Origin of the sequence: Conchiformibius steedae, assembly GCF_014054725.1 — a bacterium.
In the GTDB taxonomy this organism is placed as follows: domain Bacteria; phylum Pseudomonadota; class Gammaproteobacteria; order Burkholderiales; family Neisseriaceae; genus Conchiformibius; species Conchiformibius steedae.
In genome coordinates, this window is the sequence record NZ_CP059563.1 from 2064791 (window position 1) to 2089455 (window position 24665).

At 49.6% G+C, this 24665-nt stretch carries 23 protein-coding genes; 5 read left to right on the forward strand and 18 right to left on the reverse strand.

The genetic code is table 11. The features are described from left to right. Positions 1 to 194: 194 nt before the first annotated feature. The 7 genes from H3L98_RS10610 to H3L98_RS10640 form a co-directional block, all read right to left on the reverse strand. Positions 195 to 1718 carry a fumarate hydratase gene (locus H3L98_RS10610; protein ID WP_027022646.1) on the reverse strand — a complete coding sequence of 508 codons (1524 nt, stop codon included), beginning with the start codon at positions 1716 to 1718 and terminating at the stop codon, positions 195 to 197. Between the two features lie 189 nt (positions 1719 to 1907). Beyond that, the gene (gene rraA / locus H3L98_RS10615) at positions 1908 to 2387 is read right to left on the reverse strand and encodes a ribonuclease E activity regulator RraA (protein WP_027022647.1); all 480 of its coding nucleotides are present in this window, start codon (positions 2385 to 2387) and stop codon (positions 1908 to 1910) included. Positions 2388 to 2439: 52 nt separating this feature from the next. Next, positions 2440 to 3288, reverse strand: coding sequence for a complex I NDUFA9 subunit family protein (locus H3L98_RS10620; RefSeq protein WP_027022648.1), 849 nt, complete (start codon positions 3286 to 3288; stop codon positions 2440 to 2442). Further along, the gene (locus H3L98_RS10625; protein WP_027022649.1) at positions 3285 to 3704 is read right to left on the reverse strand and encodes a thiol-disulfide oxidoreductase DCC family protein; all 420 of its coding nucleotides are present in this window, start codon (positions 3702 to 3704) and stop codon (positions 3285 to 3287) included. Before H3L98_RS10625 ends, H3L98_RS10620 begins: the two co-directional genes overlap by 4 nt. A gap of 36 nt (positions 3705 to 3740) precedes the next feature. Next, complete coding sequence (locus tag H3L98_RS10630) at positions 3741 to 4211, reverse strand: DUF2269 family protein (protein WP_027022650.1); 471 nt, start codon at positions 4209 to 4211, stop codon at positions 3741 to 3743. A gap of 4 nt (positions 4212 to 4215) precedes the next feature. Continuing rightward, on the reverse strand, positions 4216 to 4542 hold the full coding sequence (locus H3L98_RS10635; protein WP_246327826.1) for a DoxX-like family protein: 327 nt from the start codon (positions 4540 to 4542) through the stop codon (positions 4216 to 4218). Between the two features lie 147 nt (positions 4543 to 4689). Further along, positions 4690 to 5208, reverse strand: coding sequence for a GbsR/MarR family transcriptional regulator (locus H3L98_RS10640; RefSeq protein ID WP_027022652.1), 519 nt, complete (start codon positions 5206 to 5208; stop codon positions 4690 to 4692). A 266-nt stretch (positions 5209 to 5474) separates the two neighbouring features. Here H3L98_RS10640 and H3L98_RS10645 point away from each other — a divergent pair, with 266 nt between their 5' ends. The 3 genes from H3L98_RS10645 (at position 5475) to H3L98_RS10655 (ending at position 8064) form a co-directional block, all read left to right on the forward strand. Continuing rightward, on the forward strand, positions 5475 to 6305 hold the full coding sequence (locus tag H3L98_RS10645; protein WP_027022653.1) for a symmetrical bis(5'-nucleosyl)-tetraphosphatase: 831 nt from the start codon (positions 5475 to 5477) through the stop codon (positions 6303 to 6305). Positions 6306 to 6340: 35 nt separating this feature from the next. After that, positions 6341 to 7519, forward strand: coding sequence for a phosphoglycerate kinase (locus tag H3L98_RS10650; RefSeq protein ID WP_027022654.1), 1179 nt, complete (start codon positions 6341 to 6343; stop codon positions 7517 to 7519). Between the two features lie 140 nt (positions 7520 to 7659). Further along, entirely contained in the window at positions 7660 to 8064 is a 405-nt protein-coding gene (locus tag H3L98_RS10655; protein WP_027022655.1) for a hypothetical protein, read from the forward strand. Positions 8065 to 8240: 176 nt separating this feature from the next. Here the strand turns inward: H3L98_RS10655 and tsf are convergent, their stop codons facing one another. Then, positions 8241 to 9095 carry a translation elongation factor Ts gene (gene tsf / locus H3L98_RS10660; RefSeq protein ID WP_027022656.1) on the reverse strand — a complete coding sequence of 285 codons (855 nt, stop codon included), beginning with the start codon at positions 9093 to 9095 and terminating at the stop codon, positions 8241 to 8243. 66 nt (positions 9096 to 9161) lie between these two features. Next, entirely contained in the window at positions 9162 to 9893 is a 732-nt protein-coding gene (gene rpsB, locus H3L98_RS10665; protein ID WP_027022657.1) for a 30S ribosomal protein S2, read from the reverse strand. A 271-nt stretch (positions 9894 to 10164) separates the two neighbouring features. Between rpsB and H3L98_RS10670 the strand changes: the two genes are divergently transcribed. After that, positions 10165 to 10374 (forward strand): hypothetical protein, encoded by a 210-nt coding sequence (locus H3L98_RS10670; RefSeq protein ID WP_027022658.1) that lies wholly within the window; start codon positions 10165 to 10167, stop codon positions 10372 to 10374. Positions 10375 to 10605: 231 nt separating this feature from the next. Here H3L98_RS10670 and H3L98_RS10675 read toward each other — a convergent pair whose 3' ends face one another. From H3L98_RS10675 to H3L98_RS10695, 5 genes are all read right to left on the reverse strand, one after another. Beyond that, positions 10606 to 12201 (reverse strand): MFS transporter, encoded by a 1596-nt coding sequence (locus H3L98_RS10675; protein ID WP_027022659.1) that lies wholly within the window; start codon positions 12199 to 12201, stop codon positions 10606 to 10608. Between the two features lie 74 nt (positions 12202 to 12275). Continuing rightward, entirely contained in the window at positions 12276 to 14165 is a 1890-nt protein-coding gene (locus H3L98_RS10680) for an amidohydrolase (RefSeq protein WP_027022660.1), read from the reverse strand. An 11-nt stretch (positions 14166 to 14176) separates the two neighbouring features. Then, positions 14177 to 14395, reverse strand: a complete 219-nt coding sequence (locus H3L98_RS10685) for a DUF1427 family protein (RefSeq protein ID WP_246327827.1) — start codon at positions 14393 to 14395, stop codon at positions 14177 to 14179. A 77-nt stretch (positions 14396 to 14472) separates the two neighbouring features. Continuing rightward, on the reverse strand, positions 14473 to 15156 hold the full coding sequence (locus H3L98_RS10690) for a hydrolase (protein ID WP_027022661.1): 684 nt from the start codon (positions 15154 to 15156) through the stop codon (positions 14473 to 14475). A gap of 22 nt (positions 15157 to 15178) precedes the next feature. After that, positions 15179 to 15379 (reverse strand): hypothetical protein, encoded by a 201-nt coding sequence (locus H3L98_RS10695; protein ID WP_182078434.1) that lies wholly within the window; start codon positions 15377 to 15379, stop codon positions 15179 to 15181. A 47-nt stretch (positions 15380 to 15426) separates the two neighbouring features. Here H3L98_RS10695 and gyrB point away from each other — a divergent pair, with 47 nt between their 5' ends. Further along, a complete protein-coding gene (gene gyrB / locus H3L98_RS10700) occupies positions 15427 to 17853 on the forward strand; it encodes a DNA topoisomerase (ATP-hydrolyzing) subunit B (protein ID WP_027022662.1) in 2427 nt (808 codons plus the stop codon). Between the two features lie 60 nt (positions 17854 to 17913). Here gyrB and H3L98_RS10705 read toward each other — a convergent pair whose 3' ends face one another. From H3L98_RS10705 to uvrA, 4 genes are all read right to left on the reverse strand, one after another. Beyond that, positions 17914 to 19944: a TonB-dependent receptor plug domain-containing protein gene (locus tag H3L98_RS10705; RefSeq protein WP_027022663.1), complete on the reverse strand. Its 2031-nt coding sequence runs from the start codon at positions 19942 to 19944 to the stop codon at positions 17914 to 17916. A gap of 419 nt (positions 19945 to 20363) precedes the next feature. Continuing rightward, positions 20364 to 20567 carry a hypothetical protein gene (locus H3L98_RS10710; protein ID WP_156932349.1) on the reverse strand — a complete coding sequence of 68 codons (204 nt, stop codon included), beginning with the start codon at positions 20565 to 20567 and terminating at the stop codon, positions 20364 to 20366. Then, entirely contained in the window at positions 20564 to 21820 is a 1257-nt protein-coding gene (locus H3L98_RS10715; protein ID WP_156932350.1) for a hypothetical protein, read from the reverse strand. Before H3L98_RS10715 ends, H3L98_RS10710 begins: the two co-directional genes overlap by 4 nt. 12 nt (positions 21821 to 21832) lie before the next feature. Continuing rightward, a complete protein-coding gene (gene uvrA, locus H3L98_RS10720) occupies positions 21833 to 24658 on the reverse strand; it encodes an excinuclease ABC subunit UvrA (RefSeq protein ID WP_034333886.1) in 2826 nt (941 codons plus the stop codon). Positions 24659 to 24665: the final 7 nt, after the last annotated feature.

Consider the following 24665-nt stretch of genomic DNA (forward strand, 5'->3'; position numbering starts at 1 on the left):
GCAGTTTTTTAGGGCGTGTCCCTATTTGCTTTGCCAAGCGGTTTTTTGAGTAAAAATCCGTGTATGCAAGGCAAAAATCCGCGCAAGGTTGAACACCTTGCAAGGATTTTTAACGCGGCAGACACGGATTTGTGCCAAAAACACCGCCGCATAAGTAAATAGGGACACGCCCTAATACATCAATTCAGTACGATTTAATCGCTTACGGGAATAATACCGATTTTCGCCTGCCATTTACGCGGGGCAACGGCATGCACAGACTGACCTTTGCTGTCCACCGCCACGGTTACAGGCATGTCTTTTACTTCAAACTCGTAAATCGCTTCCATGCCCAAATCTTCAAACGCCACCACTTTCGCCTGTTTAATCGCTTTGGCAACCAAATAAGCCGAACCGCCCACTGCCATCAGATACACCGCGCCATGTTCGGCAATGGCTTCACACGCCGCTTCGCCGCGCTCAGATTTGCCAATCATGCCCAACAAGCCTGTTTCCGCCAGCATCTGACGGGTAAATTTGTCCATGCGGGTGGCAGTAGTCGGACCGGCAGGTCCCACCACTTCATCGCGCACAGGGTCCACAGGTCCAACGTAATAAATCATTTTATTGCGGAAATCCACAGGCAGCGGTTCGCCCTTGTTCAACATATCCACCATGCGTTTGTGCGCAGCATCGCGCCCTGTGTAGATTTTGCCGTTCAACAGCAGCACATCGCCCATTTTCCATTGCGCCACATCTTCTTTGGTTAATGTATCCAAATTCACGCGAATGCCGTTTTCGGCGTGATAGGTAATATCGGGCCAATCGTCCAAAGACGGAGCTTCCAACTTAACTGGACCGCTACCGTCTAATTCAAATTCCACATGGCGCGTGGCAGCGCAGTTGGGAATCATGGCAACGGGTTTGGACGCAGCGTGGGTGGGATAATCCAAGATTTTCACGTCCAACACGGTGGTCAAACCGCCCAAACCTTGTGCGCCGATGCCCAAAGCATTCACTTTTTCAAACAGTTCCAAACGCAGTTTTTCTACCGTGTTCAGCTCTGCACCCGAAGCGGCTTTTTCCTGCAATTCGTGAATATCAATATGCGACATCAGCGATTCTTTTGCCAACAACGCCGCTTTTTCGGGCGTGCCGCCGATGCCGATGCCCAAAATCCCTGGTGGACACCAGCCTGCGCCCATAGTCGGAATGGTTTTCAGCACCCAATCGACAATATTGTCGGACGGATTGAGCATCGCCAGCTTGGATTTGTTTTCCGAACCGCCGCCTTTTGCCGCGCAAGTCACTTCCACCTTATCGCCTGCCACCAATTCCATATGAATCACGGCGGGGGTATTGTCTTTGGTATTGATGCGTTTGCCCGCAGGGTCTGCCAACACGGATGCGCGTAACTTATTGTCTTCCCAGTTATACGCACGGCGCACGCCTTCATTTACCATATCCTGCACGGTCATTTCACTGTCCCAGCGCACGTTCATACCGATTTTTAAAAACACGGTGGCAATGCCCGTGTCTTGGCAAATCGGACGGCGACCTTCGGCACACATACGGCTGTTTGCCAAAATCTGCGTCATCGCATCACGTGCGGCAGGGTTTTCTTCACGCTCCAGCGCTTTCGCCAATGCTTGAATATAGTCTTTGGGGTGGTAGTAGCTGATAAACTGAAACGCATCGGTAATGCTTTGGATAAAGTCTTCTTGTTTGATAACGGTCATGGGTGTTCCTTAAAGTGGTTTGTGGTTAAAAAGACGGTTGCCCGAAAGGAACTATAATAGCGAAAAGTGTTTGCGGGAACAAATTTCGTGATGAAATGCAACATCAAATAATCAGGTGCTTTACCCACAAAACAAAAACCACTTTTTAATAAAGTGGTTTTTGCATCAGAAACGGCAAAAGGCAGATGCTCAGGCAGTGTGCAACGGTTCGGGCGAAACGACAATGCCGTCCTCATCGCTATATAAATAATGCCCTGCAATAAATTCTACCCCGCCAAACGATACGGGCGTATCGGTTTCGCCCGCGCCGTCTTTGGCACTTTTTTTCGGGTTTGTGCCTAGGGCTTTGATACCGAAATCCATTTCGTTAATGGCAACGCTGTCGCGAATCACACCGAAAATCACCGCACCCGCCCAGCCGTTTTGGGCAGCGGCAGCAGCAATCATGTCGCCCATCAGTGCGGAAGCACGACTGCCGCCGCCGTCCACCACCAATACTTCGCCGTTTGACGGGGTGTTAGCAAGGGCTTTAACAATGCCGTTGTCGCGGTGGCAACGCACGGTGCGGATGCGCCCGTGAAACTGTTTTCTGCGCCCAAACTGCTTAAAATCGGTTTCGCAAGAAGGCAAATCGGGAGCAATATCCATTAAATCGGCGGTGGCTGTCATGGCAAAACGTCCTGTTGTGGTGGGATAAAAGCAGATTGTAGCACAAAGTAATCTAGGCTTTGCGGTCTTGTTCGGCAAATTGTGCGGGCGAAAGGGGGGCACGTCCAATCAGTTGGGTAAAATCGTGATGGTCGGCACACGAGCCTTGTTGCAGCAGGGCAATGCTGTCGGGCGACAAAATGCCGTTACTGGCGTATTTGGCAGCAGGCAACAGCGGGCGCAGACACGCCAAAGGCAGGGGCAACACGGTGGCAGCGGGTTTGCTGTGCAGGGTTTGGCGGATGGTGTTGAGATAATCTGCCAACGTAAGTGCCTGTGCGCCCGTAGCGGCAATACAAACGGTTGGTTCGGGAATGGTTTGGCATAATGCCGCCAAACCGTCTGCCACATCCGCTACATGCACGGGCTGAAGCATAAAGTTTCCGCCTGCGGGCAACACCATCACGGGCAAACGCGCCAATTTGATAAACATCTCGCAACTGGCACCGCCGCGCCCATACACCACCGAAGGGCGTAATATGGCAGTTGGTAAGCTGTCGGCCACCGCCGCATCGCCGCGCCCTTTGCTGCCAACAAAGGCAATATCACTACTGGCATCTGCGCCCAAAGCAGAAAGCTGTACCCAATGTTTAACCCCCGCTTGCTGCGCCCATTGTGCCAACTGTTTGGGTGTGTGGTGATGCACGGTTTCCAACACATCGGCGCGGCGGCTCATCACGCCCACGGCGTTTACCACCACATCGCAGCCGTCTAATACTGCCATTGCATCTGATTGTTTGGGTTTAAAAAAATCCACTTCACGGCGTGAGGGTGTGTGGACTTGATGTCCTTGTTGGCGTAATACTGTTACCAGCCGCGAACCGATAAAGCCGCTGCCGCCTAATACGGTAATGTTTGTCATGATTTTTTATCCTTTTGTTGTTTAGGGGAAATTTGACACGCGCCGTTTTCGCAGCGTGGATGGGGTAACAGCCACGCGGGAAAACGGTAGCGGTTACGCGCAAAAATCGGATACAGCCAATCAAAAAACGGTCGCAGCAACGGCAAACCCGTTAAACGAAAAACAAAAAAACCATTGCTGACACGGTGCATCAGCCGCAGCGCATCCATGCCGCGCAAAATCTTACCGTCTGCCGTTTTCATGTGGATATACGTTAAAGCATCGGCACGACTGATGCCGTAGCTTGCCAGCAAAGCTTCATTGCCTTGCACGGGAACAGCGATAACAGGCTCGCTACAAGCGCGTTCGCTTAATAATGCCATTTCGCGGACACACACGGGGCAATCGGCATCGTAAAAAATCTGATGGGCGTTCATACAATCAATCCTTTGGTTTTTAAAAAATTTTATTCACTAACTGGGTTTCATCACCATTAAAAAATACACCACTACCATCGCACAAAACGCGGGATAACCCAAGTATTCCCACCACCGCGCATAACGGTAATACACAGGCGGAACGGCGTTTGCGCCTGTTTGCCATGCTTCGTCTGCCAGTTTTGCCATTTTTAATTGCAAATACACCACAGGCAACCAGCACGCGCCCGCCACCGCGTACAACAGCAAAGTCAGCCAAATCCACGTTGCCGACCACGGTACACTCAAATAATGCGCCAGCCACAGCCCCGATAAAGGCTGAAACACCACCGCAGGCGTGGTAAACCACCAATCCGCCTTAATCACCCATTTAGACACCACCGCTTGCGCCGCCACCGAGCCGCTGCGGTTCGCCCAAAAAAGATAAAACGCCGTGCCAAAGCCCGTTCCCACCATCAGCACCGAAGACAAAATATGCAGCGTTTTCACCAGCAAAAAGGTATTCACTTTTTTACTCCTTGTTTACACAATATAAAAACCACATCAACGCCATAATCGGCAGATTTTTTAAAACAGGCGCAAACGGGTGCAGCCAGAATTCAGGTAATCTTAAGCTAATCAATACGCTATAAACTGCCACCGTTAAGCATTGCGCCAACCAAAACCATTTGCAGCGGCGCAATCTGCTGAAGCAGCCGATGCCGAAACACACGTCCAGCACCGAAGCTGACAGCAATAGCGGATAGTGCCATTCGGGTGCGATGCCCATTTGTGCCAGCAATTGCAGCGATTCTGCCTGCGCCCACAGCAGCGGCAATAAACCGCTGCACAGCCACAAGATGCCTAAAGTTGCAGGCAGGTAGAACGGAATGGTTTTTCGCTCATTTTATTACCGTATTTTCTGTTAAAACAGAAATAAAAGTTTAAAAAAATTGCCCGATGTTTCGCCGCAGCCTGAAACTGTCAGGCTGCGTATCCGTTTGTATCAGCGCAATAATTTCTGAATGCCTGCGCCCAGTTTTAATACCTTACTCATCACGGTAACGGGCAGGCGCAGCATTTCATTGGTCCATGCCGTTAAAGTACCGATAAAATCATGGGTTTGCCTAATGCGTTGTTTAGCGGTTTCGTTTTCGTGTGCAAATTCGGGACTGTCCATCAGCTCTTGCAAAAAATGCAGGGTGGGCTCGATTTCACGGCGTTGGCGCACTTCCACAATGGTGCGGAACAGCGTCCATACATCGGCAGAAGTGGTAAAGTGGTCGCGGCGGTCGCCCAAAATATGTACGGTTTGCACCAATTGCAGGTTTTGCAATTCTTTGATGCTGTTGGAAACATTGGAACGCGCCACGCCCAAGGTTTCTACGATTTCATCGGCGGGCAGAGGCTTGCCGATAATGTAAAGCAAGGCATGGATTTGTGCCACAGTGCGGTTTACGCCCCATTTGGTGCCCATTTCGCCCCAATGCAGGATAAATTTTTCGGTAACGGGATTCAGCTTCATCAAAAATTCCTTTTCAGTTTGAAACCCTGTCGTTTATGGCGATAAAATAAGCTTTTGTTTGGACGGGGTGTAGCCCCGTCCGAATCAGGGCAACGCATAGGGCTGGGCTTGATGCGCAGCCATGTGTGTTGAAACATAATGTGGCGCACTTTAAACCTGTCTTTTATTTCTGTCAAGAGTGAAATTAAAAAATGTGCGTGGCTCATCTGCCCCCTAGCTGGGGCAACGGTGTTAAAATAAACGCGTTGATTTTTGACGGGTGGGCTATGGCACATTATGCAATCGGCGATTTGCAGGGTTGTTACGACCAACTGCTTGCTTTGCTGGATAAAATAGGCTTTAACCACGGCAGCGATACGCTGTGGCTGACGGGTGATTTGGTCAATCGTGGTCCGAAGTCTTTGGAATGCCTACAATTTGCCATGCGGCACGAAAGCAGTGTGTGCACGGTATTGGGGAATCACGACCTACATTTGCTCGCCATTGGCTATGGCAGCGGTAAATTAAAGAAAAAAGATACGCTTGCGCCAATTTTGCAGCATCAGGATTTTATTAAAATGCGCGATTGGCTGCGGGCGCAACCTTTGCTGCTGCAAAACGATAGCCATGTGATGACCCATGCGGGGGTGTTGCCGCAGTGGTCGTTTGACGATGCGGCGGCGCGGGCTGCGGAATTGGAAGCGGTGTTGCAAAGTGATGATGCGGAAACCTTTTTCGCGCAAATGTATGGCAATCTGCCCGATACTTGGCACGATGGTTTACAAGGTATGGAACGCATGCGCATGATTTGCAATGTGTTTACCCGAATGCGGGTGCTGACTTTGGATAAGCGTTTGGATTTGGATTTTAAATCCAGTTATGCGGATATACCTGCCAATCGCTGCGCGTGGTTTGATGCGCCGCGCCCCTTGCATCAGGGGCGGAAGATTGTGTTCGGGCATTGGTCGGCGCTGGGTTTGCGTGATGAACAGGGTGTTTTGGCGTTGGATACGGGCGCATTGTGGGGTGGCAGGCTGACGGCGGCGGATTTAAGCAATCACCAAATCTACAGCGTGGCGGGTTTGCCTGACGGCGATTGGCGCACGCATTCCAATTAATTTTTCCCAATATTTCAAAGCAAAAAGGAACAAAAATGAATTTTTTAAAACTGGCTGAACAAGATGTTGCTGGCAAAACCGTGCTGATTCGCGCCGATTTGAACGTGCCGTTTAAAGACGGCAAGATTTCGGACGACACCCGCATCCGCGCTTCGCTGCCGTCTATCCAATATTGCTTGGACAAGGGCGCAGCGGTAATCATTATGACGCATTTGGGTCGTCCCACTGAAGGCGAGTGCAAGCCTGAAGACGATGTTGCCCCTGTTGCCGCGCATTTGGGTGGGCTGTTGGGTAAAGAAATCAAGGTATTGGATAATTGGCGCGAACACAAACCGCAGCTTGGCGCAGGCGAAGTGGCGATGTTGCAAAATGTGCGCGTGAATGTAGGCGAAAAGAAAAACGACCCCGAGTTGGGCAAGGCTTACGCGGCGTTGTGCGATGTGTTTGTCAACGATGCCTTTGGTACGGCGCACCGCGCCCAAGCCTCTACCGAAGCGGTGGCAGCGGCTGCGCCTTTGGCGTGTGCGGGTATGCTGATGGCAGCGGAATTAGATGCTTTGGGTAAGGCGTTGAAAGCACCTGCACGTCCGATGGTGGCGATTGTGGCGGGCAGTAAAGTTTCTACCAAATTGACTATTTTGGAAAGTTTGGCAGACACGGTGGACCAGTTGATTGTGGGTGGCGGGATTGCCAACACCTTTTTGTTGGCGCAAGGCAAGCCCATCGGAAAATCGCTCGCCGAACCCGATTTGGTGGATGAAGCCAAAAAAATCATGGAAAAAATGGCAGCCAAAGGCGGCAGCGTTCCCCTGCCTGTTGATGTGGTGTGTGCTAAAGCCTTTGCGGCAGATGCGGCAGCCGAAACCAAATCCATTGACGAAGTGGCATCAGACGATATGATTTTAGACATCGGCGTCCAATCTGCCGATGAATTGGCAAAATTGCTGAAAAATGCAGGCACAATTGTGTGGAACGGTCCGGTGGGCGTGTTTGAATTTCCGCAGTTTGCCAACGGTACGGCGGTGGTGGCGCAAGCCGTTGCCGACAGTGAAGGCTTTTCCATTGCGGGTGGCGGCGACACCTTGGCAGCCATCGCCCAATTCGGTATTACCGAGCGCATCGGTTATATTTCCACCGGCGGCGGCGCGTTTTTGGAATTTTTAGAAGGCAAAACCCTGCCCGCTGTAGCGGCATTGGAACGCTTTGCCAATTAATCTTTCCGCATTTGTATTTAGGCACGGATAGGCACGGCTTATCTGTGCCTTATCCTTATTGCTGCCACACACACTTATTGCGATAATCGCCCCACTTCACACACGGGCGATTTGCCAACAAGCCAACCATAAGGAATGCCATGAATTTAGAACAAGTTTGCCAAACCGTTTATTCAGAAGTAGAAGGCGCACTCGCCGTTGCCGTGGTGGATTTACGCGCCGGCACACCCATTCACGTTTACCACGATGTAGCACATTTTAATCAAGATTACGTAGATTTGGTTTCGGCTGCTGCCGTGGATATGTTCCGCGGGCGCACCGTGCGTATGATTGAAAACAAACTGACTGGCACACGCGGACATTCCGCCCGCCATGCCATCAAAGAAGTACAGATGACCACCGAACACACCCTGCATTTTATGATGATTCTGCCCGAAAAGCCCAATATTCTGGCGTTGCTGGTTACCAACCGCAAAGCCAGCATCGGCATGGGCTGGGCTTCGCTGCGCCGCGCCATTCCCAAAATCACCTCTTACAGCCCTTAAGCCATACAATAAACCCGTCCAAACATATTGTTCAGACGGGTTATTTTTTAATATCAATAGATTATTGGCAATTATATAGTTGATAAAAATAAAAACGAGACAAGGCAACAACGCCCGCCGTGTACGGGTAGTACATAAGGGCGTTGGCAACGCCGTATCGTTGCGATTTTAATCAACTATACTTTAGCCGCCGCAGCCACTTCAGCCGCGTAATCCACTTCTTTTTTCTCGATGCCGTCGCCTACTTTGTAGCGCACAAAGCTCAATACTTCGGTATTGTTTTCTTTCAAGAATTGGGCAACGGTTTGGTCGGGGTTCATCACAAACGCTTGACCGTTCAAAGTCACTTCAGCCAAGAATTTTTTGATGCGTCCTTCTACCATTTTGGCGGCGATTTCAGCAGGTTTGCCTGATTCAATCGCTTGTTGGGTGTAGATATGACGTTCTTTTTCAACGGTTTCCGCATCCACTTCTTCTTCGCGCACGCATTGCGGTTTGGCGGCAACAATGTGCATGCCCACTTTACGCGCCACGTCTTCCGCGCCTTTAAACGCCACCAATACGCCTTCGGTAGCGGCTGCACCGTGAATGTAGGCAGTCAGGCTGTCCGCAGTTTCAATCACTTGGAAACGGCGTACGGAAATGTTTTCACCCAGTTTGGCAATCACGGCTTTGCGCTCGTCTTCTACCAAAGCAGCCAAATCTTCTACACTGGCGGGTTTTTTCTCAACGGCGGTTTTGGCAACCGATTGGGCAAACGCCAAAAAGCCTGCGTCTTTTGCCACAAAGTCGGTTTCGCAGTTCACTTCCACCAAAGCACCTGCATTGCCTTCAACGGCATAAGCCAGCACGCCTTCGGCAGCGGTACGACCCGCCAGTTTGCCTGCTTTCGCGCCTGATTTAATACGCAGGATTTCTTCGGCTTTTTCCATATTGCCTTCGGCTTCCACCAAGGCTTTTTTGCATTCCATCATGCCCAAACCTGTCGCAGCGCGCAGGTCGGCAACCATTTTTGCAGTAATTTCTGCCATGTTTGTCTCCAAAAATTCGGTTTCAGGCTGTCTGAAACGCTTTCAAGCAGCCTTGTTGTGCCTTGATTATTCGGCAGCAGCCGCAGCTTGAGCGGCAGCCACGGTTTCGGCAACGGCTTGGTTTTTGCCTTCCAATACCGCATCGGCGATGCCGCGGCAGTACAGGCGGATGGCTTTGGCAGAGTCGTCATTACCCGGAATGACGTGTTTCACCAAGTCGGGGCTGTTGTTGGTGTCCACCACGGCAATCACGGGAATGCCCAATTTGGCGGCTTCTACCAAAGTACCGTGTTGGTAGCCGGTGTCAATCACAAAAATCGCGTCGGGCAGACCTTTCATGTTTTTGATGCCGCCCAAAGAACGTTCCAGTTTTTCCACTTCGCGGGTCATGTCCAACAATTCTTTTTTGTTGTAACCGCTGGCTTCGGCGTTTTCCAAAACGGCGGCTTTTTCTTCCAAGCGTTTGATGGACTGTTTCACGGTTTTGTAGTTGGTCAGCATACCGCCCAACCAACGGTGGTCCACATAGGGCATGCCTGCGCGCAGGGCTTCTTCTTTAATGATTTCACGCGCTTGACGTTTGGTGCCGACAAACAGAACCGTACCTTTGTTGGCAACCAGACGGCGTACCACTTCCTGCGCCTCTTGGAACAGGGGCAGGGTTTTTTCCAGATTCACGATGTGGATTTTATTACGCGCACCGAAAATGTATTGAGCCATTTTCGGGTTCCAGTAACGGGTTTGGTGACCGAAGTGAACGCCTGCTTCCAGCATTTGGCGCATGGTAACTTGAGACATAGTTAATCCTATAAATGAAAGGGTTATCGCTAACACCGCCGCCAGAACCTGTGCAACACAAGCACCCTTCGCGCGGACGGTGCGGGCTTTTGACAATAAAAAATGCTCCCGAAATCGGGAAGCGGTGCGGATTATAACGAATTATCCGCACCGAAAGCAAGTAACCATTGTATAAAAACGGATAGTTGTGTATAATTAACTTTAGGTATTTATTTTAAAGAAAGGACTGGAGACACGATTTCAACATTGACTTTGAGAAAGGATTAACCCTATGAAAGTCAAAACCCAATCATTTGATTTCTTTATAAAACTCTCACTTTTCATGCTTTGCAAATGGCTAGCTGGTTTGGTTGGTATTGATTTAACTTTTGAGCTTGACGCAAGCACAGTTATTGTATTGATTCCCATCAAGTGGTCTAGATTAAACAATCTAATCTTGCTAGTTATTGACTGCTTTATCAAAAATAGGAATAAAGAGTGATATAGACAAAAGTAATCAAACAAAGTGTTTCAATACTTTTGTGTTTTAATTATTACATTACTTATAATGTAAAATAAGACTTTAATGGAATTAAAGAGATTAACAGGCTAACAAGCCCAATCTTTGATTAAGCATACTAAACTTGTGGTTTGTTTCCATACCTTTATAAATAAATACCTAAAAAAGCCCCTCACTATTATTGTGAGGGGCTTTATCCTTTCATAGTTTAGTTTACGGTTTGGCGCAGGCAACGAAATGGCTGACCTGCGGCGGCGTGTCGCCCTGATGGAAGCGGCGCACGGCTGCCTGAATATCGGCATCGGCTTTGGACACGCGCTTATGCTGGCGCAGGTGTTCCGCCCACGATTCCACCAAAAACCATTCCAGCATCACATCGGGACGGGCGGTGTCTTCGCTGATGCCCCATTGATACGCACCGTCGCGGCGGCGTTCGGCAGACAGGGCGTAAATTGCCTGTAAAAATTCGGCGCGGTCTTCGGCGTGGATGCGGTATTCAATCTGAATCAGCACGGGACCGCGGTCGCCTTCGGGGGCAACTTCTACCAAAGGTTCGGGCCAATGGTTGGACGGGCTTAAATCGCTTTCGCCTTGCGGCAGTTTCACGCGGTGCGCCCACACGGAACTTGCCGCCAACGCCGCACCGCCTGCCAGCAAGGTCAGCGGGATGCCAATCAGCGTTGCCAATCCGCCCCACAACAGGCTGCCTGCGGTCATCGCGCCGTTAAACACAGTTAAATACACCGCCAAAGAACGTCCGCGCACCCAGTTGGGCAACACGCTTTGTGCCACGCCGTTTAAGGTGCTTAAGGCGGTAATCCATGCCGCGCCCAACACCAGCAACACCAGCACCGCCAAGGCTTTCGGCGGCGCTAATGCCAGCAATGCCATCACCACCGCGCTGACCCACGCCGCGCCCAACATCAGCGCATCAGCATCAAAACGTTTACGCAAACGCGGCAACAACACCGCGCCGCCAATCGCGCCCGCGCCCACCGCGCCCAACAGCAAACCGTAAAAACCCGCATCGCCGCCCAACAGCTGTTTTGCCACCAAAGGCAGCAACGCCCACACCGAGCTGGCAATCACAAAAAACACAAACGCCCGCCACAACACAATATGCAGTTCACGGCTGGCGCGGACATAACGCAGTCCCGCACGGAACGCGCCGCCGAATTGTTCCGACAAACCATCTTTTTCGGCAACGGGGCGTTTCCACCACCACAGCGCGGCAATCACAAACAGATAGCTCAACACGTCTGCGCCGTAAGCCGCCGCCGCACCTGCGCCCGCCACAATCAAGCCGCCCAAAGCAGGTCCGATGGCGCGGGCAATATTAATGCCTACCGAATTTAACGCCACCGCGTTTTTCAAATCCTTTTTTTCCACCAGTTCGGGGACGACTGCCTGCCATGCTGGTCCCATTAACGCCGCGCCGATGCCGCCGATAAAGGTCAGCGCAATCAGCGAAGCCACCGACTGCACGCCCGTTGCCGACAGCAACATCAGCGAGGCACTCACGCCTGCCAACAATAATTGAATGACTAATAATAATTTGCGTCTGTCCAAAATATCCGACAACACGCCTGCGGGAATCGCCAGCAAAAACACAGGCAAAGTCGCCGCCGCGCTAATCATTGCCACTGCTACGGGCGAGGGCGATAAATCGGTCATCAGCCACGAGCTGGCAACATCGCGGATAAAACTGCCCGTATTGCCCAAAATGGTTGCCAACCACAGCACCAGAAACAGTTTTTGCCGCAACGGTGCAAAACCGCTGCTTGCTTCATGTTCAGAATAGGTACTCATTTTATTTCCTTGAAAAACCGTTTTCAGGCAGCCCGCTTGGCTTCAGGCTGCCTGAAAATCAACTTAATCCCACATCAAACTGCCCAGCACGAACAGCCCAATGCCCCGAAAAAGCCTTGCAAATCCGATACGGGCGCGCTGGAAGCCCACGCACGCGCATGGTCGTGTCCGTGCAAACCGCAGGCGCTGGCACAACCGCACGATGCCACCGCTTGACGGCGCAACGGTTCAAGCGAATTTTTGCCTGCGCCTTCGGGGTCGCCCCACGCGGCGTAACCACGGTATTTATGCACGGGCGACCAATCGGGCATGGCAGGCGGCGGCGGCGTGTCCAAATCGGCAAAGTTGCCTGCACCGTACACCACCCGTCCGCCGACCACCGTCAAATCGGAAGTTAAAAACGGAATTTCATCTTCGGGCACACTGAAAAAGTCTTTGCTCGGCACAATCATGTCCGCCAAATGTCCTGCTTCAATGCGTCCGCGCGTGCCGACTTCATTCGAGAACCACGCTACATTTTCCGTCCACATCCGCAACGCGGTTTCGCGGTCAAGCAGATTGGCTTGCGGATACAGCTTCATGCCGCCCACGGTTTTGCCGCTAATCAGCCACGACAGCGACACCCACGGATTATAGGAAGCCACACGGGTGGCATCCGTGCCTGCCGATACCTTGACACCGCTTTCCAAAATCCGTTTCACAGGCGGCGTGTTGGCAGCGGCTGCCGTGCCGTAACGTTCGGCAAAATACTCGCCCTGATACGCCATACGGTGCTGAACGGCAATGCCGCCGCCCAACTCGGCAATACGGTCAATGGATTTTTGCGACACCGTTTCTGCATGGTCAAAAAACCAGTTAATCCCTTGCAAGGGAATATCACGGTTCACTTTTTCAAACACGTCTAAAGCGCGGCTGATGGTTTCGTCATAAGTGGCATGCAAACGCCAAGGCCATTTGTTTTGCGCCAAAATCCGCACCACTTCTTCCAAATCGCCTTCCATTTCGGGCGGCATTTCGGGGCGCGGTTGACGGAAATCTTCAAAGTCCGCCGCAGAAAACACCAGCATTTCGCCTGCGCCGTTGTGACGGAAATAATCGTCGCCCTGTTTATAAGTGACCGAAGCCGTCCATTTTAAGAAGTCTTCTTTTTCTTCTTTCGGCTTTTGCGTAAACAGATTGTAGGCAATACGCACGGTTAATTGATTGTCTTCCGCCAGCTTGCGAATCACTTCATAATCATCGGGATAATTTTGGAAACCGCCACCCGCGTCAATCACGCCCGTTACGCCCAAACGGTTGAGTTCGCGCATAAAATGGCGGGTAGAATTGATTTGGTAATCCAAAGGCAGTTTCGGACCTTTTGCCAAAGTGGAATACAAAATCGCGGCATTGGGTTTTGCCAGCAGCAAACCTGTGGGATTGCCGTTGGCATCGCGGGTGATTTCGCCACCGGGGGGCTGCGGTGTGTCTTTGGTGTAGCCCACGGCGCGTAAGGCAGCCGCGTTCAACAAGGCGCGGTCGTACAAATGCAGGATAAACACGGGCGTATTGGGCGCAATGGCGTTGATTTCGTCCAAAGTGGGCAAGCGTTTTTCTACGAACTGATGTTCGGTAAAACCACCCACCACGCGCACCCATTGCGGCGCAGGCGTGATGTCCACTTGCGCTTTCAACATCGCCATCGCGTCTGCCAGCGAACGCACGCCGTCCCAACGCAATTCCATATTGTAGTTTAAGCCGCCACGGATAATGTGGGTGTGGTTGTCAAACAATCCAGGCAGCACGCTGCGCCCTTTTAAATCCACCAAACGGGTTTGACCGTCTGCCATCGGCAGGATTTCGCTGTCGCTGCCCACGGCAACAAAGCGACCGTTTGCCACCGCCACGGCTTGCGCCTGCGGTTTACCTTTGTCTAAAGTGGTGATATTGCCATTGTAAAAAATGGTTTCAATCGGCGTATTCATGTTTAAATCCTTTACTTTTTATCGTCTGATTGCTCGGGTGCTTGGCTGACGGCGGCAGGCGGTTCGCCCATGTATTTTTTTGCCAAGGGAATGGCTTGTTCGCCCATCAGCATACCCAGCAGCCCCAGTAGGGCAACCACGGGCGGCGCAGGCGAACGCACATTGAGCAGGTAATACACCACGCCCACCAAAATGCCCGCGCCAAACGAGAACAAATACATCTTCATCATGATTTCCTAATAAATAAAGGCATGATTTTTTGAAAAAATCACGCCTATTGTTATGCTAACCCATGGTTAGGGCAAAATTATTTGGCAGGGTTCGGACCGATGCGCTCGCCATGTTGTACGCGCTCGGGGGCTTTGTGCACCAGCGTGTAGGCGTAGTCCACACCCATGCCGTAAGCACCTGAATGCTCTTGTACAATGCCGATAACCGCATCGTAAGTTTCTTTACGCGCCCAGTCGCGTTGCCATTCCAGCAGAACTTGTTGCCAAGTTACAGGAATGATGCCTGCCTGAACCATGCGGTCCATGGCGTATTTGTGGGCTTCTACAGAAGTACCGCCAGATGCGTCTGCCACCATGTAAATTTCATAGCCGCCTTCCAAAGCCGCGCTCAGGGCAAAGCCCAAGTTGCACACTTCGGTCCACAAACCTGAAACAATTACTTTTTTACGTTGGTTGGCTGCCAAGGCATCACGCACGTTTTGGTCGTCCCAAGAGTTCATGGAAGTGCGTTCCAAGATTTTATTTTCGGGGAACACTGCCAGCAGTTCGGGATAGGTATGACCGGAAAAACTCTCGGTTTCCACAGTGGTAATAATGGTGGGGATATTGAACACTTTGGCGGCTTTTGCCAACCCAACCACGTTGTTTTTCAGGGTTTGACGGTCAATAGACTGCACGCCAAATGCCATTTGCGGCTGTTGGTCAATAAAAATCAACTGGCTGTTTTGCGGAGTGAGCAATTCCAAATATTTGTTTGACATATTTATTTCCTTGTATTTATGGTTAAAAAGGCACGGACGGACAGTTTACCGTGCTGCCCGTGCTTGGGCAATACGGATTATACGGATTCGGTTTTGGCACACAAGTAGGCACATTTTTTATACCGCCATCTGTTTGGTCTGTTTCAGGCAGCCGCGCCGCCCCATCGGGCAACACGCCACAAACTCCTGAAAAGCCTGCCGCTTTGCGGTATAATTGCCCCATTTTTCAGCCTGCCTGAAACGCCCTTTTTACTTTTGATACAGAATATTATGACAAGCGACCAAACCCCCGTTTCCTACGATGCCGACAGTATTCAAGTGCTGGAAGGCTTGGAAGCCGTGCGTAAACGCCCCGGCATGTATATCGGCGACACCCAAGACGGCTCCGGCCTACACCACATGGTGTTTGAAGTGCTGGACAATGCCATTGACGAAGCCCTGGCGGGGCATTGCGACACCATCAGCGTCAGCATCAATGCCGACAATTCCATTACCGTGCAGGACAACGGGCGCGGCATTCCCACAGGCATTCACCCCAAAGAAGGGCGTTCCGCCGCCGAAGTGATTATGACCGTATTGCACGCGGGCGGTAAGTTTGACAGCAACAGCTACAAAATTTCTGGCGGTTTGCACGGTGTGGGCGTGTCGGTGGTCAATGCCCTGTCCGACTGGCTGCAACTGACCATTTGGCGCGAAGGCAAAGAACATTTTGTTGAATTTCAACGCGGCGAAGCCCTTGCCCCGCTGAAAACCGTTGGCGATGCTGCCGACAACCAACACGGTACGCGCGTGCGTTTTCTTGCCAGCGAAGACACCTTTGGCAATGTGGAATACCATTTTGATATCCTTGCCAAACGCATCCGCGAATTATCGTTTCTAAACAACGGTGTCAATATTGAATTGACCGACAAGCGCGATGGCAAACACGAAAACTTTGCCTTGGGCGGCGGCGTGGCGGGTTTTGTCCAATACATGAACCGCAAGAAAAATCCCCTGCACGACAAAGTGTTCCACGCCATCGGCGAAAAAGACGGCATGACCGTAGAATGCGCCATGCAATGGAACGACAGTTATCAAGAATCCGTACAATGCTTTACCAATAATATCCCGCAACGCGATGGCGGCACGCATTTAACCGCCTTGCGCCAAGTGATGACGCGCACCATCAACCAATACATCAACGACAACGACCTGAATAAAAAAGGTAAAAACGGCAACAAGCTGGATATTGGCGGCGAAGACATGCGCGAAGGTTTAACCTGCATTTTGTCGGTCAAGCTGCCTGACCCCAAATTCTCGTCTCAAACCAAAGACAAACTGGTTTCCGCCGAAATCGCCCCCGTGGTTAGTGAAGTGTTGGCGCAAGGTTTAAAAGACTTTTTTGAAGAAAATCCCAAAATCGCCAAAACCATTACCGATAAAATCGTTTTGGCGGCCACTGCCCGCGAAGCCGCGCGTAAAGCCCGTGAAAACATCCAGCGCAAAAACGTGTTTGAAGGGCTGAATCTTCCAGGTAAATTGGCGGATTGCCAAGAAAAAGACCCTGCTTTATCCGAGCTTTATCTGGTAGAAGGCGACTCGGCAGGCGGCTCTGCCAAGCAAGGGCGCGACCGCAAATTCCAAGCCATTTTGCCCTTAAAAGGCAAAATCTTAAACGTAGAACGCGCCCGTTTTGATAAAGTTCTGGATAATCAGGAAATTTCTGCCCTGTTTGCCGCCTTGGGCATCAGTTTTGGCAAAAGCGAAGCCGATGCGCCCGCCATCAATTTAGAAAAATTACGCTACCACCGCATCATTATTATGACCGATGCCGACGTGGACGGCGCACACATCCGCACCCTGCTGCTGACCTTTTTCTACCGCCAAATGCCTGAATTGATTGAGCGCGGTTATGTTTATATCGCCCAACCGCCGCTGTACAAAGCCAAGCACGGCAAAACCGAACGCTACCTGAAAGACGAACAGGAAAAAGACGAATTTTTGCTTGGTTTGGCAGTAGATGGCGCACAAATTATTTCAGGCAGCCGCAAGTTGGCAGGCGCAGAACTGCTGAAATTAGCCAAACAATTTTTGCAGGCACGCCACACCATTACCCAAGAAAGCCGCGTAATTGACGGCTTGGTGCTACACACCCTGCTGGCGTGTCCGACCATCAGCCTGAACAGCGCCGCCGATGCCGATAAAGCCGTTGAATTATTATCGGAAAAACTGCGCGAACAAGCTGTTGCGCTGGAACGCGTGGAAGGCAAAGACGGCAGCCAGTTAATCAAAATCACGCGTCAACTGCACGGCAATGTCGGCATCAGCTATTTGGACGGCAAATTTTTGGACAGTAAGGCTTATCAAACCATCAGCCGCACCGCCGAACTGCTTAAAGATTGGCTGGAAGCGCCCCTAACCGTTCACAAACCCAGCGAAACTTTCGCCGCACAAGGCTTTGAAACCGCGCTGGACAATCTGCTCGCCGATGCCCAAAAAGGCATGAGCATTCAACGCTATAAAGGCTTGGGCGAGATGAATCCCGAACAACTTTGGGAAACGACTATGAACCCGAATGTGCGCCGTTTGCTGAAAGTACGCATTGAAGATGCCATTGCCGCCGATGAAGTGTTTGTTACCCTGATGGGCGATGAGGTTGAACCGCGCCGCGCCTTTATTGAAAGCAATGCTTTGGTCGCACAGAATATTGATGTTTAAAACAAACAAGCTGTTTGAAATCCATTCAAACAGCTTGTTTTTTATCTGCCAATCAAAGCATTAAAAACGGTAGTTCACACCCAAGCTCACTTCACGCCCTGGATTGGGCGGTGTGCCGTTTGTTACGCGCTGGCTATGGCTTTTATACAGCTTGTTATCCACATTGTTTACCGCCACATTCACATTCATGGCTTCGCCCAAAGGCTTCCAGTTGGCATAAATATCGTGTACGCCGTAGCCAGAACGGTGTTGTTGTTCTAATTTTCGTGATTGACTATCAAACGCATGGTAGGTTTTACTTTGTACATAACGTCCGCGCCAACCCACTTCCAGATTGGGTTTGTCCCAGCGGTAAGACAAAGCCGTCAGCCATTGACGACCTTGCGGTACCAAATCCAAGGGGTCGTTACTCAAATCAAAATTGGCTTTCGGATTGGCATAGGATACGCCCGCGCGCGCCGTCAAACCTTTCCAATTATAAGTGCCGTTTAATTCGTAACCCGTGGTTTTTACCGTGCCGCGGTTGTGAATCAAACCGTCATTTAAAGTGGAATAAAAGTTTTTCGTGTGCTGATGATAGATATTGCCATCTACCGATGCGCCTGCGTGTTGCCAATTAAAGCCGATTTGTGCCAAACGTGCTTGTTCGGCTTTCAAACCACCATCTACATTGCGCCAACCGCGTGCTTTGCCTTTACCGCGGTTGTCGGTAAGGGTAGCGGCTGATGCCAGAGCAGGGCTGCGGCTGGCGTAATTTAATTTGGCGTTTAAGGACAAATCAGGCGTTACGTCCCAAATCACGCCCACGCTGGGATTTACCGAACCTTTGCGGACTTTGGTTACGCCTGCTTTTTCGGGAATTTGATTGCCCAAGGTACGCAAATCAAAATGGTCGTAGCGCAAACCTGTGGTTAAAGTGACAGGGTCTAACGCCCAAATACCTTCGGCATACACGCCCACTTCGTTTTTGCGTTCGCCGTCCACCTGCCAATCGCCTGCGCGGGAAGCGGTTTCTTCTTTACGCCAGTTTACGCCGTATTTTAAGGTGTGCTTGCCAAACAACAGGCTGTTTACATTAACATTGCTGCCCCAAGTATCGGTTTCGGATTTGCGTCCGCCTCCTGCATTGTAGGTAATTTGTTTGCCGTTTTCGCGTTTGCGCTGCCAGTTTTCGCGCTCGTCTTCGCCTTTAATGTAAAACACATTGGCATCCAGCTGCTTCACAAAACCCAAGTTTTTGCCCGCATAACTGGCGTTTACGGTTTGCTGGATGTTGTCAATATCGCCTGTGTCGTCGCCGTAAGTGGCAAATTCAGGACGTTCCCAACTGTTGCCGAAATAATGTTCGCGGCGGTAGCTCAAGCCGAATTTGTGGTCAGGGTTCAGAGTATAACCAAATTTGGCTAAGTAGTTGCCTTGTTTGCGTGCACTGTTGCGTACCACATTGGCGGCGTATTTGCCTGTGGTGTCGCCATTTTGATAGCCTTTGCCTGCTTTGTAATTTTTGTTGTCGCGCCAACTACCCAACAATAAAGCATCAAAGCCGTTGATATTGCCGTACACCGCCGCGCTGCCGCCGATGCCTTTGTTGCTGTTAAATTGTGTGGAAACACGCGCACCAAAAGGCTTACCGTCTAACAACAAATCCTTGGCATCAACCGTTTGTGAACGAATCGCACCGCTGGTTGCACCGATGCCCGCGCTGGCAGAACCTGCGCCTTTGTCCACGCCAATCACGCGCACCATTTCGGGGTCAAGCTGAAAACGCCCTTGGTGATACCAAAGCTGTGTGCCTGTGGTGGTGCCATCCACCACCATATCAATGCGGTTTTGCCCCGTGCCGCGAATGGACAGAAATTGCGCCGATGCACCGCCGCCGCCTGCGTTAATGTCCACGCGGTCGGCCAGCAAATCGCGCACGCTGCTGATATTGCGCTCGGAATTGGTTTTCCAGTTATTGGTGATGGCGCGTTTACCTGTGGCGGTAACGGCGGGCAGTTCTTTGCCTTTTTCTTCGGCATGCGCCAATGCACCTGCGCCTAATGCCAGTGCCAAAGCACTCAAACGGAACAATTTGATGTGTGTAAACATACAAAATCCTTATTATTCATGCGAATATTATTTAAATAAAAACGATAACAAAAAACAAATAAGAATGGTTATCAGACGCGAATTTTACCGAGTTTGACGGTTTTGTCCAGTAATTTAACCTTTCGCGCGATAAGCCAAAAGATGGTTTTACCCACAGGGCTAGGCTGGCAGTTTTAATGATTGATTAGTACACAAAAAATAATAAAATAAATAGATACTTCCACATTATTTGGCGGGGTAGAGAATTTATTGCGGAGCATGATGTGTATAGCGATGAAGATGGGATAGTGGTATCGCCCGAACCACTGCACGCAGCTTGATTAGCTGAATATAAAAAACCACTTTGGGAAAAGTGGTTTTTTGTTTTATGGATTTATTGTTTAAGGGATTGGTTGGGTTTTTAACCCAATCTATATTATTTATTTCAATCCTAAAATTTTATTAAAATCAGAAGCAGAATTTTTCCCGCCACGAAAATCACTTCCTGACTTGGGAAGAATTAAAACATATCTACCATCACCTTTAAATGTACACTTCCAATGATTACCATCTCCCTGTATAGAAAAGCCAATTTCTTCAAGAGCAGCTCTAGTCTTACTTTCTAATTTTTTGTAAGATGTCAAAATTTGTTTAATTTTTTTTTTAACTTTTTTCCAGAACCTCTACTTGGGTTCAATTTCAAAATTGAATTTAATACATGCATACGTCTATCCATACCTTCATTCATATTTTTCGTACCCTCTAAAATACTAATAATTAAATCATGAATTTCATTTGAGTATAAATCAACCTCCTCACAATGTAAGATTACTGCATTTTGATTATTGGAAATATGTGATTTGTTACTTATTTTCAACTCTTCCTTAAGCCGTTCAATTTCACGCTCTGCATCATTTAACTTTTGTTGTGCAAAATCCAAATCCTGCTCTAATTTCTTTTGTTTGTTTATTGCTCGTTCTGTTTCATCACTAGCAACCCCCAATAATTCATCTGCAGTCTCCTTGTCATTGCGCTGCCAAATGGCATATTGATTATTAATTGAATTACCTGTGCAAATCTCTAGTAAACGACGTTGGCTAACAGAAGTAACTATTGTATCTCTAATTCTTTCACAATTACAGTCACGATAACTAAAAACTATGTTCCTACCATTCCCCTCTGCCCAATAAATACCAATATATCCATTGAAAACACTTTTATTATTAGTTAACTCAGATAATTGTAATGAGAATTCCCGACTAGGTTCAATAACCACATGAGCCATTCCAGCTAACTCTTGGGCTAATTTATCAAGCTCATCATTAGATAATAAAGTATATCTATTATTAGAATCCAAACTAATATATACAATAGGTATATAACAATTTAACTTGCCAGAAATTAAATCAGCAGCTAATTGTATATCACTTTCAGTTAAATAATGAGGCTTATTTTGAACCTGTAAAAACAACTCTCCACCAAAATTATTTTCTATTACTTGGTTAATAAATTTAGGTTTATTAATAGGTGGCAATCTAGTTCCTGCTGTATGTGCAGAATTACGGATTTGAAAACTAAGCCAATTGTAATTGGAACCTTCTTCATCCACTAAAGAAATATCCGTTATAAATGATATGTTTTTCTCCTTTTCAATATATTGAATATATACAGCTGAATATTTCTCTGTTTGTACTGACGTATAAAGTATTTGTTCCTTTTCATTTATATCAAATGAAGCGTGATTATTTTTTTCTATAAAGATATTTTGATTTTCAGAATAAAAACTTTCCTCAATTCTTGAGTTTCTACTTGAACTACGCCAATTAACAAACTCATTAATAAACGCCTCCCGAGACATTTTCTTAGATACAGGAAATTGAGTGCTAAATTGTGACATATTTTTCTCCATTTATTCTAATTGGTAAGTTAGATATTTTCCAGTATAACTCTTTTTATTTTTCATAACAAATTCAGGCGTACCTTCAGCAATAATTTCCCCACCACCCTCGCCGCCTTCAGGTCCCATATCCACAATCCAATCGGCGGTTTTAATCACATCTAAATTATGTTCAATAATCACAATGCTGTTGCCCTTGCCTTTTAGCCGTTGAATAACGTCCAATAGTAAGGCGATGTCGGCAAAGTGTAAACCTGTGGTCGGTTCGTCCAAAATATACAGCGTGCGCCCCGTATCGCGTTTGGATAATTCCAATGCCAGCTTCACGCGCTGGGCTTCGCCGCCTGATAAGGTGGTAGCAGACTGCCCCAGTCGGATATAGCCCAAGCCCACATCCATCAGTGTTTGCAGTTTGCGGGCAACGGTGGGAACGGCATCAAAAAATTCCCGCGCTTCTTCTACGGTTAAATTTAAGACTTCGCTAATATTTTTACCTTTGTATTGCACTTCCAGCGTTTCGCGGTTGTAGCGTTTGCCCGCGCACGATTCGCACGGTACATACACATCAGGCAAAAAGTGCATTTCCACTTTAATCACGCCGTCGCCTTGGCAGGTTTCGCAGCGTCCGCCTTTGACATTAAAGGAAAAACGTCCCACGCTGTAACCGCGTTCGCGCGATAAAGGCACGCCTGCAAACAGTTCACGAATCGGGGTAAACAAGCCCGTATAAGTGGCGGGATTGGAACGCGGCGTGCGCCCGATGGGGGATTGGTCCACATTGATGACTTTATCCAAATGTTCCAAACCTTGAATATCATCATAGGGCGCGGGTTCTTCGTGGGCGCGGTTAAGCTCGCGGGCGGTGATTTTGGCAAGGGTGTCGTTAATCAGGGTGGATTTGCCGCTGCCTGAAACGCCTGTTACGCAGGTAATCAAGCCCAAAGGCAGGGTTAACGTAACATTTTTCAAATTATTGCCGCGTGCGCCGCTTAACACCAGCACACGTTCGGGATTGATGGGTGTGCGTTGTTCAGGCAGCCCGATTTGTTTGCGCCCGCTTAAATATTGCCCCGTAACCGATTGTTCGGATTGGGCGACTTGTTCGGGCGTACCCGCCACCATCACGCTGCCGCCGTGTTCGCCCGCGCCAATGCCCATGTCCACCACAAAATCTGCCTGACGAATCGCGTCTTCATCGTGTTCCACCACAATCACGCTGTTGCCCAAATCGCGCAGGCGTTTTAAGGTTGCCAACAAACGGTCGTTGTCGCGCTGGTGCAAACCGATAGACGGCTCGTCCAACACATACATCACGCCCGTCAGCCCCGAACCGATTTGGCTGGCCAAACGGATGCGCTGCGCTTCACCCCCCGACAGGGTTTCCGCGCTGCGGCTTAAATTCAGATAATCCAAACCGACATTGATCAGAAAGCCCAAACGCTCAGTGATTTCTTTGAGGATTTTTTCGGCGATTTGACCTTTATTGCCATCTAATTGCAGCTTTTCAAAAAAATCAAGGGCTTTACTCAAAGGCATGGCAGACAAATCATGCAATGCCATCTCGCCCACCAGCACATGACGCGCTTCTTTGCGTAAACGTGCGCCTGCACATTGCGGACAGGCGCGGTGGCTTTGGTAATCGCGCAGTTTGTCGCGTACGGTTTCGCTGTCGGTTTCGCGGTAACGGCGTTCCAGATTGGGAATAATGCCTTCAAAAGCGTGGCTGCGGACAAAAGTTGTGCCTTTTTCGGAAAGGTATTGGAATTCAATCACTTCTTTTCCCGAACCGTGCAAAATGATTTTGCGGACTTTGGCGGGCAGTTCGGCAAACGGGGTGTCAGTAGAAAAACCGTAATGTTTCGCCAGCGATTGAATCATTTGAAAATAGAATTGGTTGCGTTTATCCCAGCCATCAATCGCGCCTGCTGCCAGCGACAATTCGGGGTGGGCGGCAACGCGTTCGGGGTCAAAAAAATTCATGCTGCCCAAGCCGTCGCAAGTGGGACATGCACCCGCAGGATTATTAAAGGAAAACAGGCGCGGTTCTAATTCGGGCAGGCTGTAGGCACACACGGGGCAGGCAAATTGGGCGGAAAACCAATGTTCTGCGCCCGTATCCATTTCCACCGCTACGGCACGCTCGCCGCCGTGACGCAGCGCGGTTTCAAAACTTTCAGCAAGGCGTTGTTTAATATCGGATTTAACTTTTACACGGTCAATCACCACGTCAATATCGTGTTTGATGTTTTTTTCTAATTTGGGTACATCTTCAATGGCATACACTTCGCCATCCACGCGCACGCGCACAAAACCCTGCGCCTGCAAATCGGCAAACAAATCCACAAATTCGCCTTTGCGCCCGCGCACGGCAGGGGCAAGAATCATCACGCGGCTGTTTTCAGGCAGGCTTAATACATGGTCCACCATTTGCGAAACGGTTTGTCCTGCCAAGGGTTTGCCGTGTTCGGGGCAATGCGGCGTACCCACACGCGCATACAATAATCTTAAATAATCATGAATTTCGGTAACTGTGCCAACGGTAGAACGCGGATTGTGGCTGGTGGATTTTTGCTCAATGGAAATGGCGGGCGACAAGCCTTCAATCAAATCCACATCGGGTTTGTCCATCATCTGCAAAAACTGGCGGGCATAGGCAGACAGGCTTTCCACATAGCGGCGTTGCCCTTCGGCATACAGGGTGTCAAACGCCAAACTGGATTTGCCGCTGCCCGACAAACCCGTTACCACCACCAGCTTGTGGCGGGGAATGTCCAAATCAATGTTTTTCAGATTGTGGGTGCGTGCGCCGCGAATGCGGATGGTGTCGTTGTGGCTCATGATGATG

What these genes read in the sequence shown, in the direction of transcription:
- H3L98_RS10610 (WP_027022646.1), bottom strand. Translation starts at nt 1,718, where the DNA reads ATGACCGTTATCAAACAAGAAGACTTTATCCAAAGCATTACCGATGCG.
- rraA (WP_027022647.1), bottom strand. Translation starts at nt 2,387, where the DNA reads ATGACAGCCACCGCCGATTTAATGGATATTGCTCCCGATTTGCCTTCT.
- H3L98_RS10620 (WP_027022648.1), bottom strand. Translation starts at nt 3,288, where the DNA reads ATGACAAACATTACCGTATTAGGCGGCAGCGGCTTTATCGGTTCGCGG.
- H3L98_RS10625 (WP_027022649.1), bottom strand. Translation starts at nt 3,704, where the DNA reads ATGAACGCCCATCAGATTTTTTACGATGCCGATTGCCCCGTGTGTGTC.
- H3L98_RS10640 (WP_027022652.1), bottom strand. Translation starts at nt 5,208, where the DNA reads ATGAAGCTGAATCCCGTTACCGAAAAATTTATCCTGCATTGGGGCGAA.
- H3L98_RS10645 (WP_027022653.1), top strand. Translation starts at nt 5,475, where the DNA reads ATGGCACATTATGCAATCGGCGATTTGCAGGGTTGTTACGACCAACTG.
- H3L98_RS10650 (WP_027022654.1), top strand. Translation starts at nt 6,341, where the DNA reads ATGAATTTTTTAAAACTGGCTGAACAAGATGTTGCTGGCAAAACCGTG.
- H3L98_RS10655 (WP_027022655.1), top strand. Translation starts at nt 7,660, where the DNA reads ATGAATTTAGAACAAGTTTGCCAAACCGTTTATTCAGAAGTAGAAGGC.
- tsf (WP_027022656.1), bottom strand. Translation starts at nt 9,095, where the DNA reads ATGGCAGAAATTACTGCAAAAATGGTTGCCGACCTGCGCGCTGCGACA.
- rpsB (WP_027022657.1), bottom strand. Translation starts at nt 9,893, where the DNA reads ATGTCTCAAGTTACCATGCGCCAAATGCTGGAAGCAGGCGTTCACTTC.
- H3L98_RS10670 (WP_027022658.1), top strand. Translation starts at nt 10,165, where the DNA reads ATGAAAGTCAAAACCCAATCATTTGATTTCTTTATAAAACTCTCACTT.
- H3L98_RS10675 (WP_027022659.1), bottom strand. Translation starts at nt 12,201, where the DNA reads ATGAGTACCTATTCTGAACATGAAGCAAGCAGCGGTTTTGCACCGTTG.
- H3L98_RS10680 (WP_027022660.1), bottom strand. Translation starts at nt 14,165, where the DNA reads ATGAATACGCCGATTGAAACCATTTTTTACAATGGCAATATCACCACT.
- H3L98_RS10685 (WP_246327827.1), bottom strand. Translation starts at nt 14,395, where the DNA reads ATGATGAAGATGTATTTGTTCTCGTTTGGCGCGGGCATTTTGGTGGGC.
- H3L98_RS10690 (WP_027022661.1), bottom strand. Translation starts at nt 15,156, where the DNA reads ATGTCAAACAAATATTTGGAATTGCTCACTCCGCAAAACAGCCAGTTG.
- H3L98_RS10695 (WP_182078434.1), bottom strand. Translation starts at nt 15,379, where the DNA reads ATGGGGCAATTATACCGCAAAGCGGCAGGCTTTTCAGGAGTTTGTGGC.
- gyrB (WP_027022662.1), top strand. Translation starts at nt 15,427, where the DNA reads ATGACAAGCGACCAAACCCCCGTTTCCTACGATGCCGACAGTATTCAA.
- H3L98_RS10705 (WP_027022663.1), bottom strand. Translation starts at nt 19,944, where the DNA reads ATGTTTACACACATCAAATTGTTCCGTTTGAGTGCTTTGGCACTGGCA.
- H3L98_RS10715 (WP_156932350.1), bottom strand. Translation starts at nt 21,820, where the DNA reads ATGTCACAATTTAGCACTCAATTTCCTGTATCTAAGAAAATGTCTCGG.
- uvrA (WP_034333886.1), bottom strand. Translation starts at nt 24,658, where the DNA reads ATGAGCCACAACGACACCATCCGCATTCGCGGCGCACGCACCCACAAT.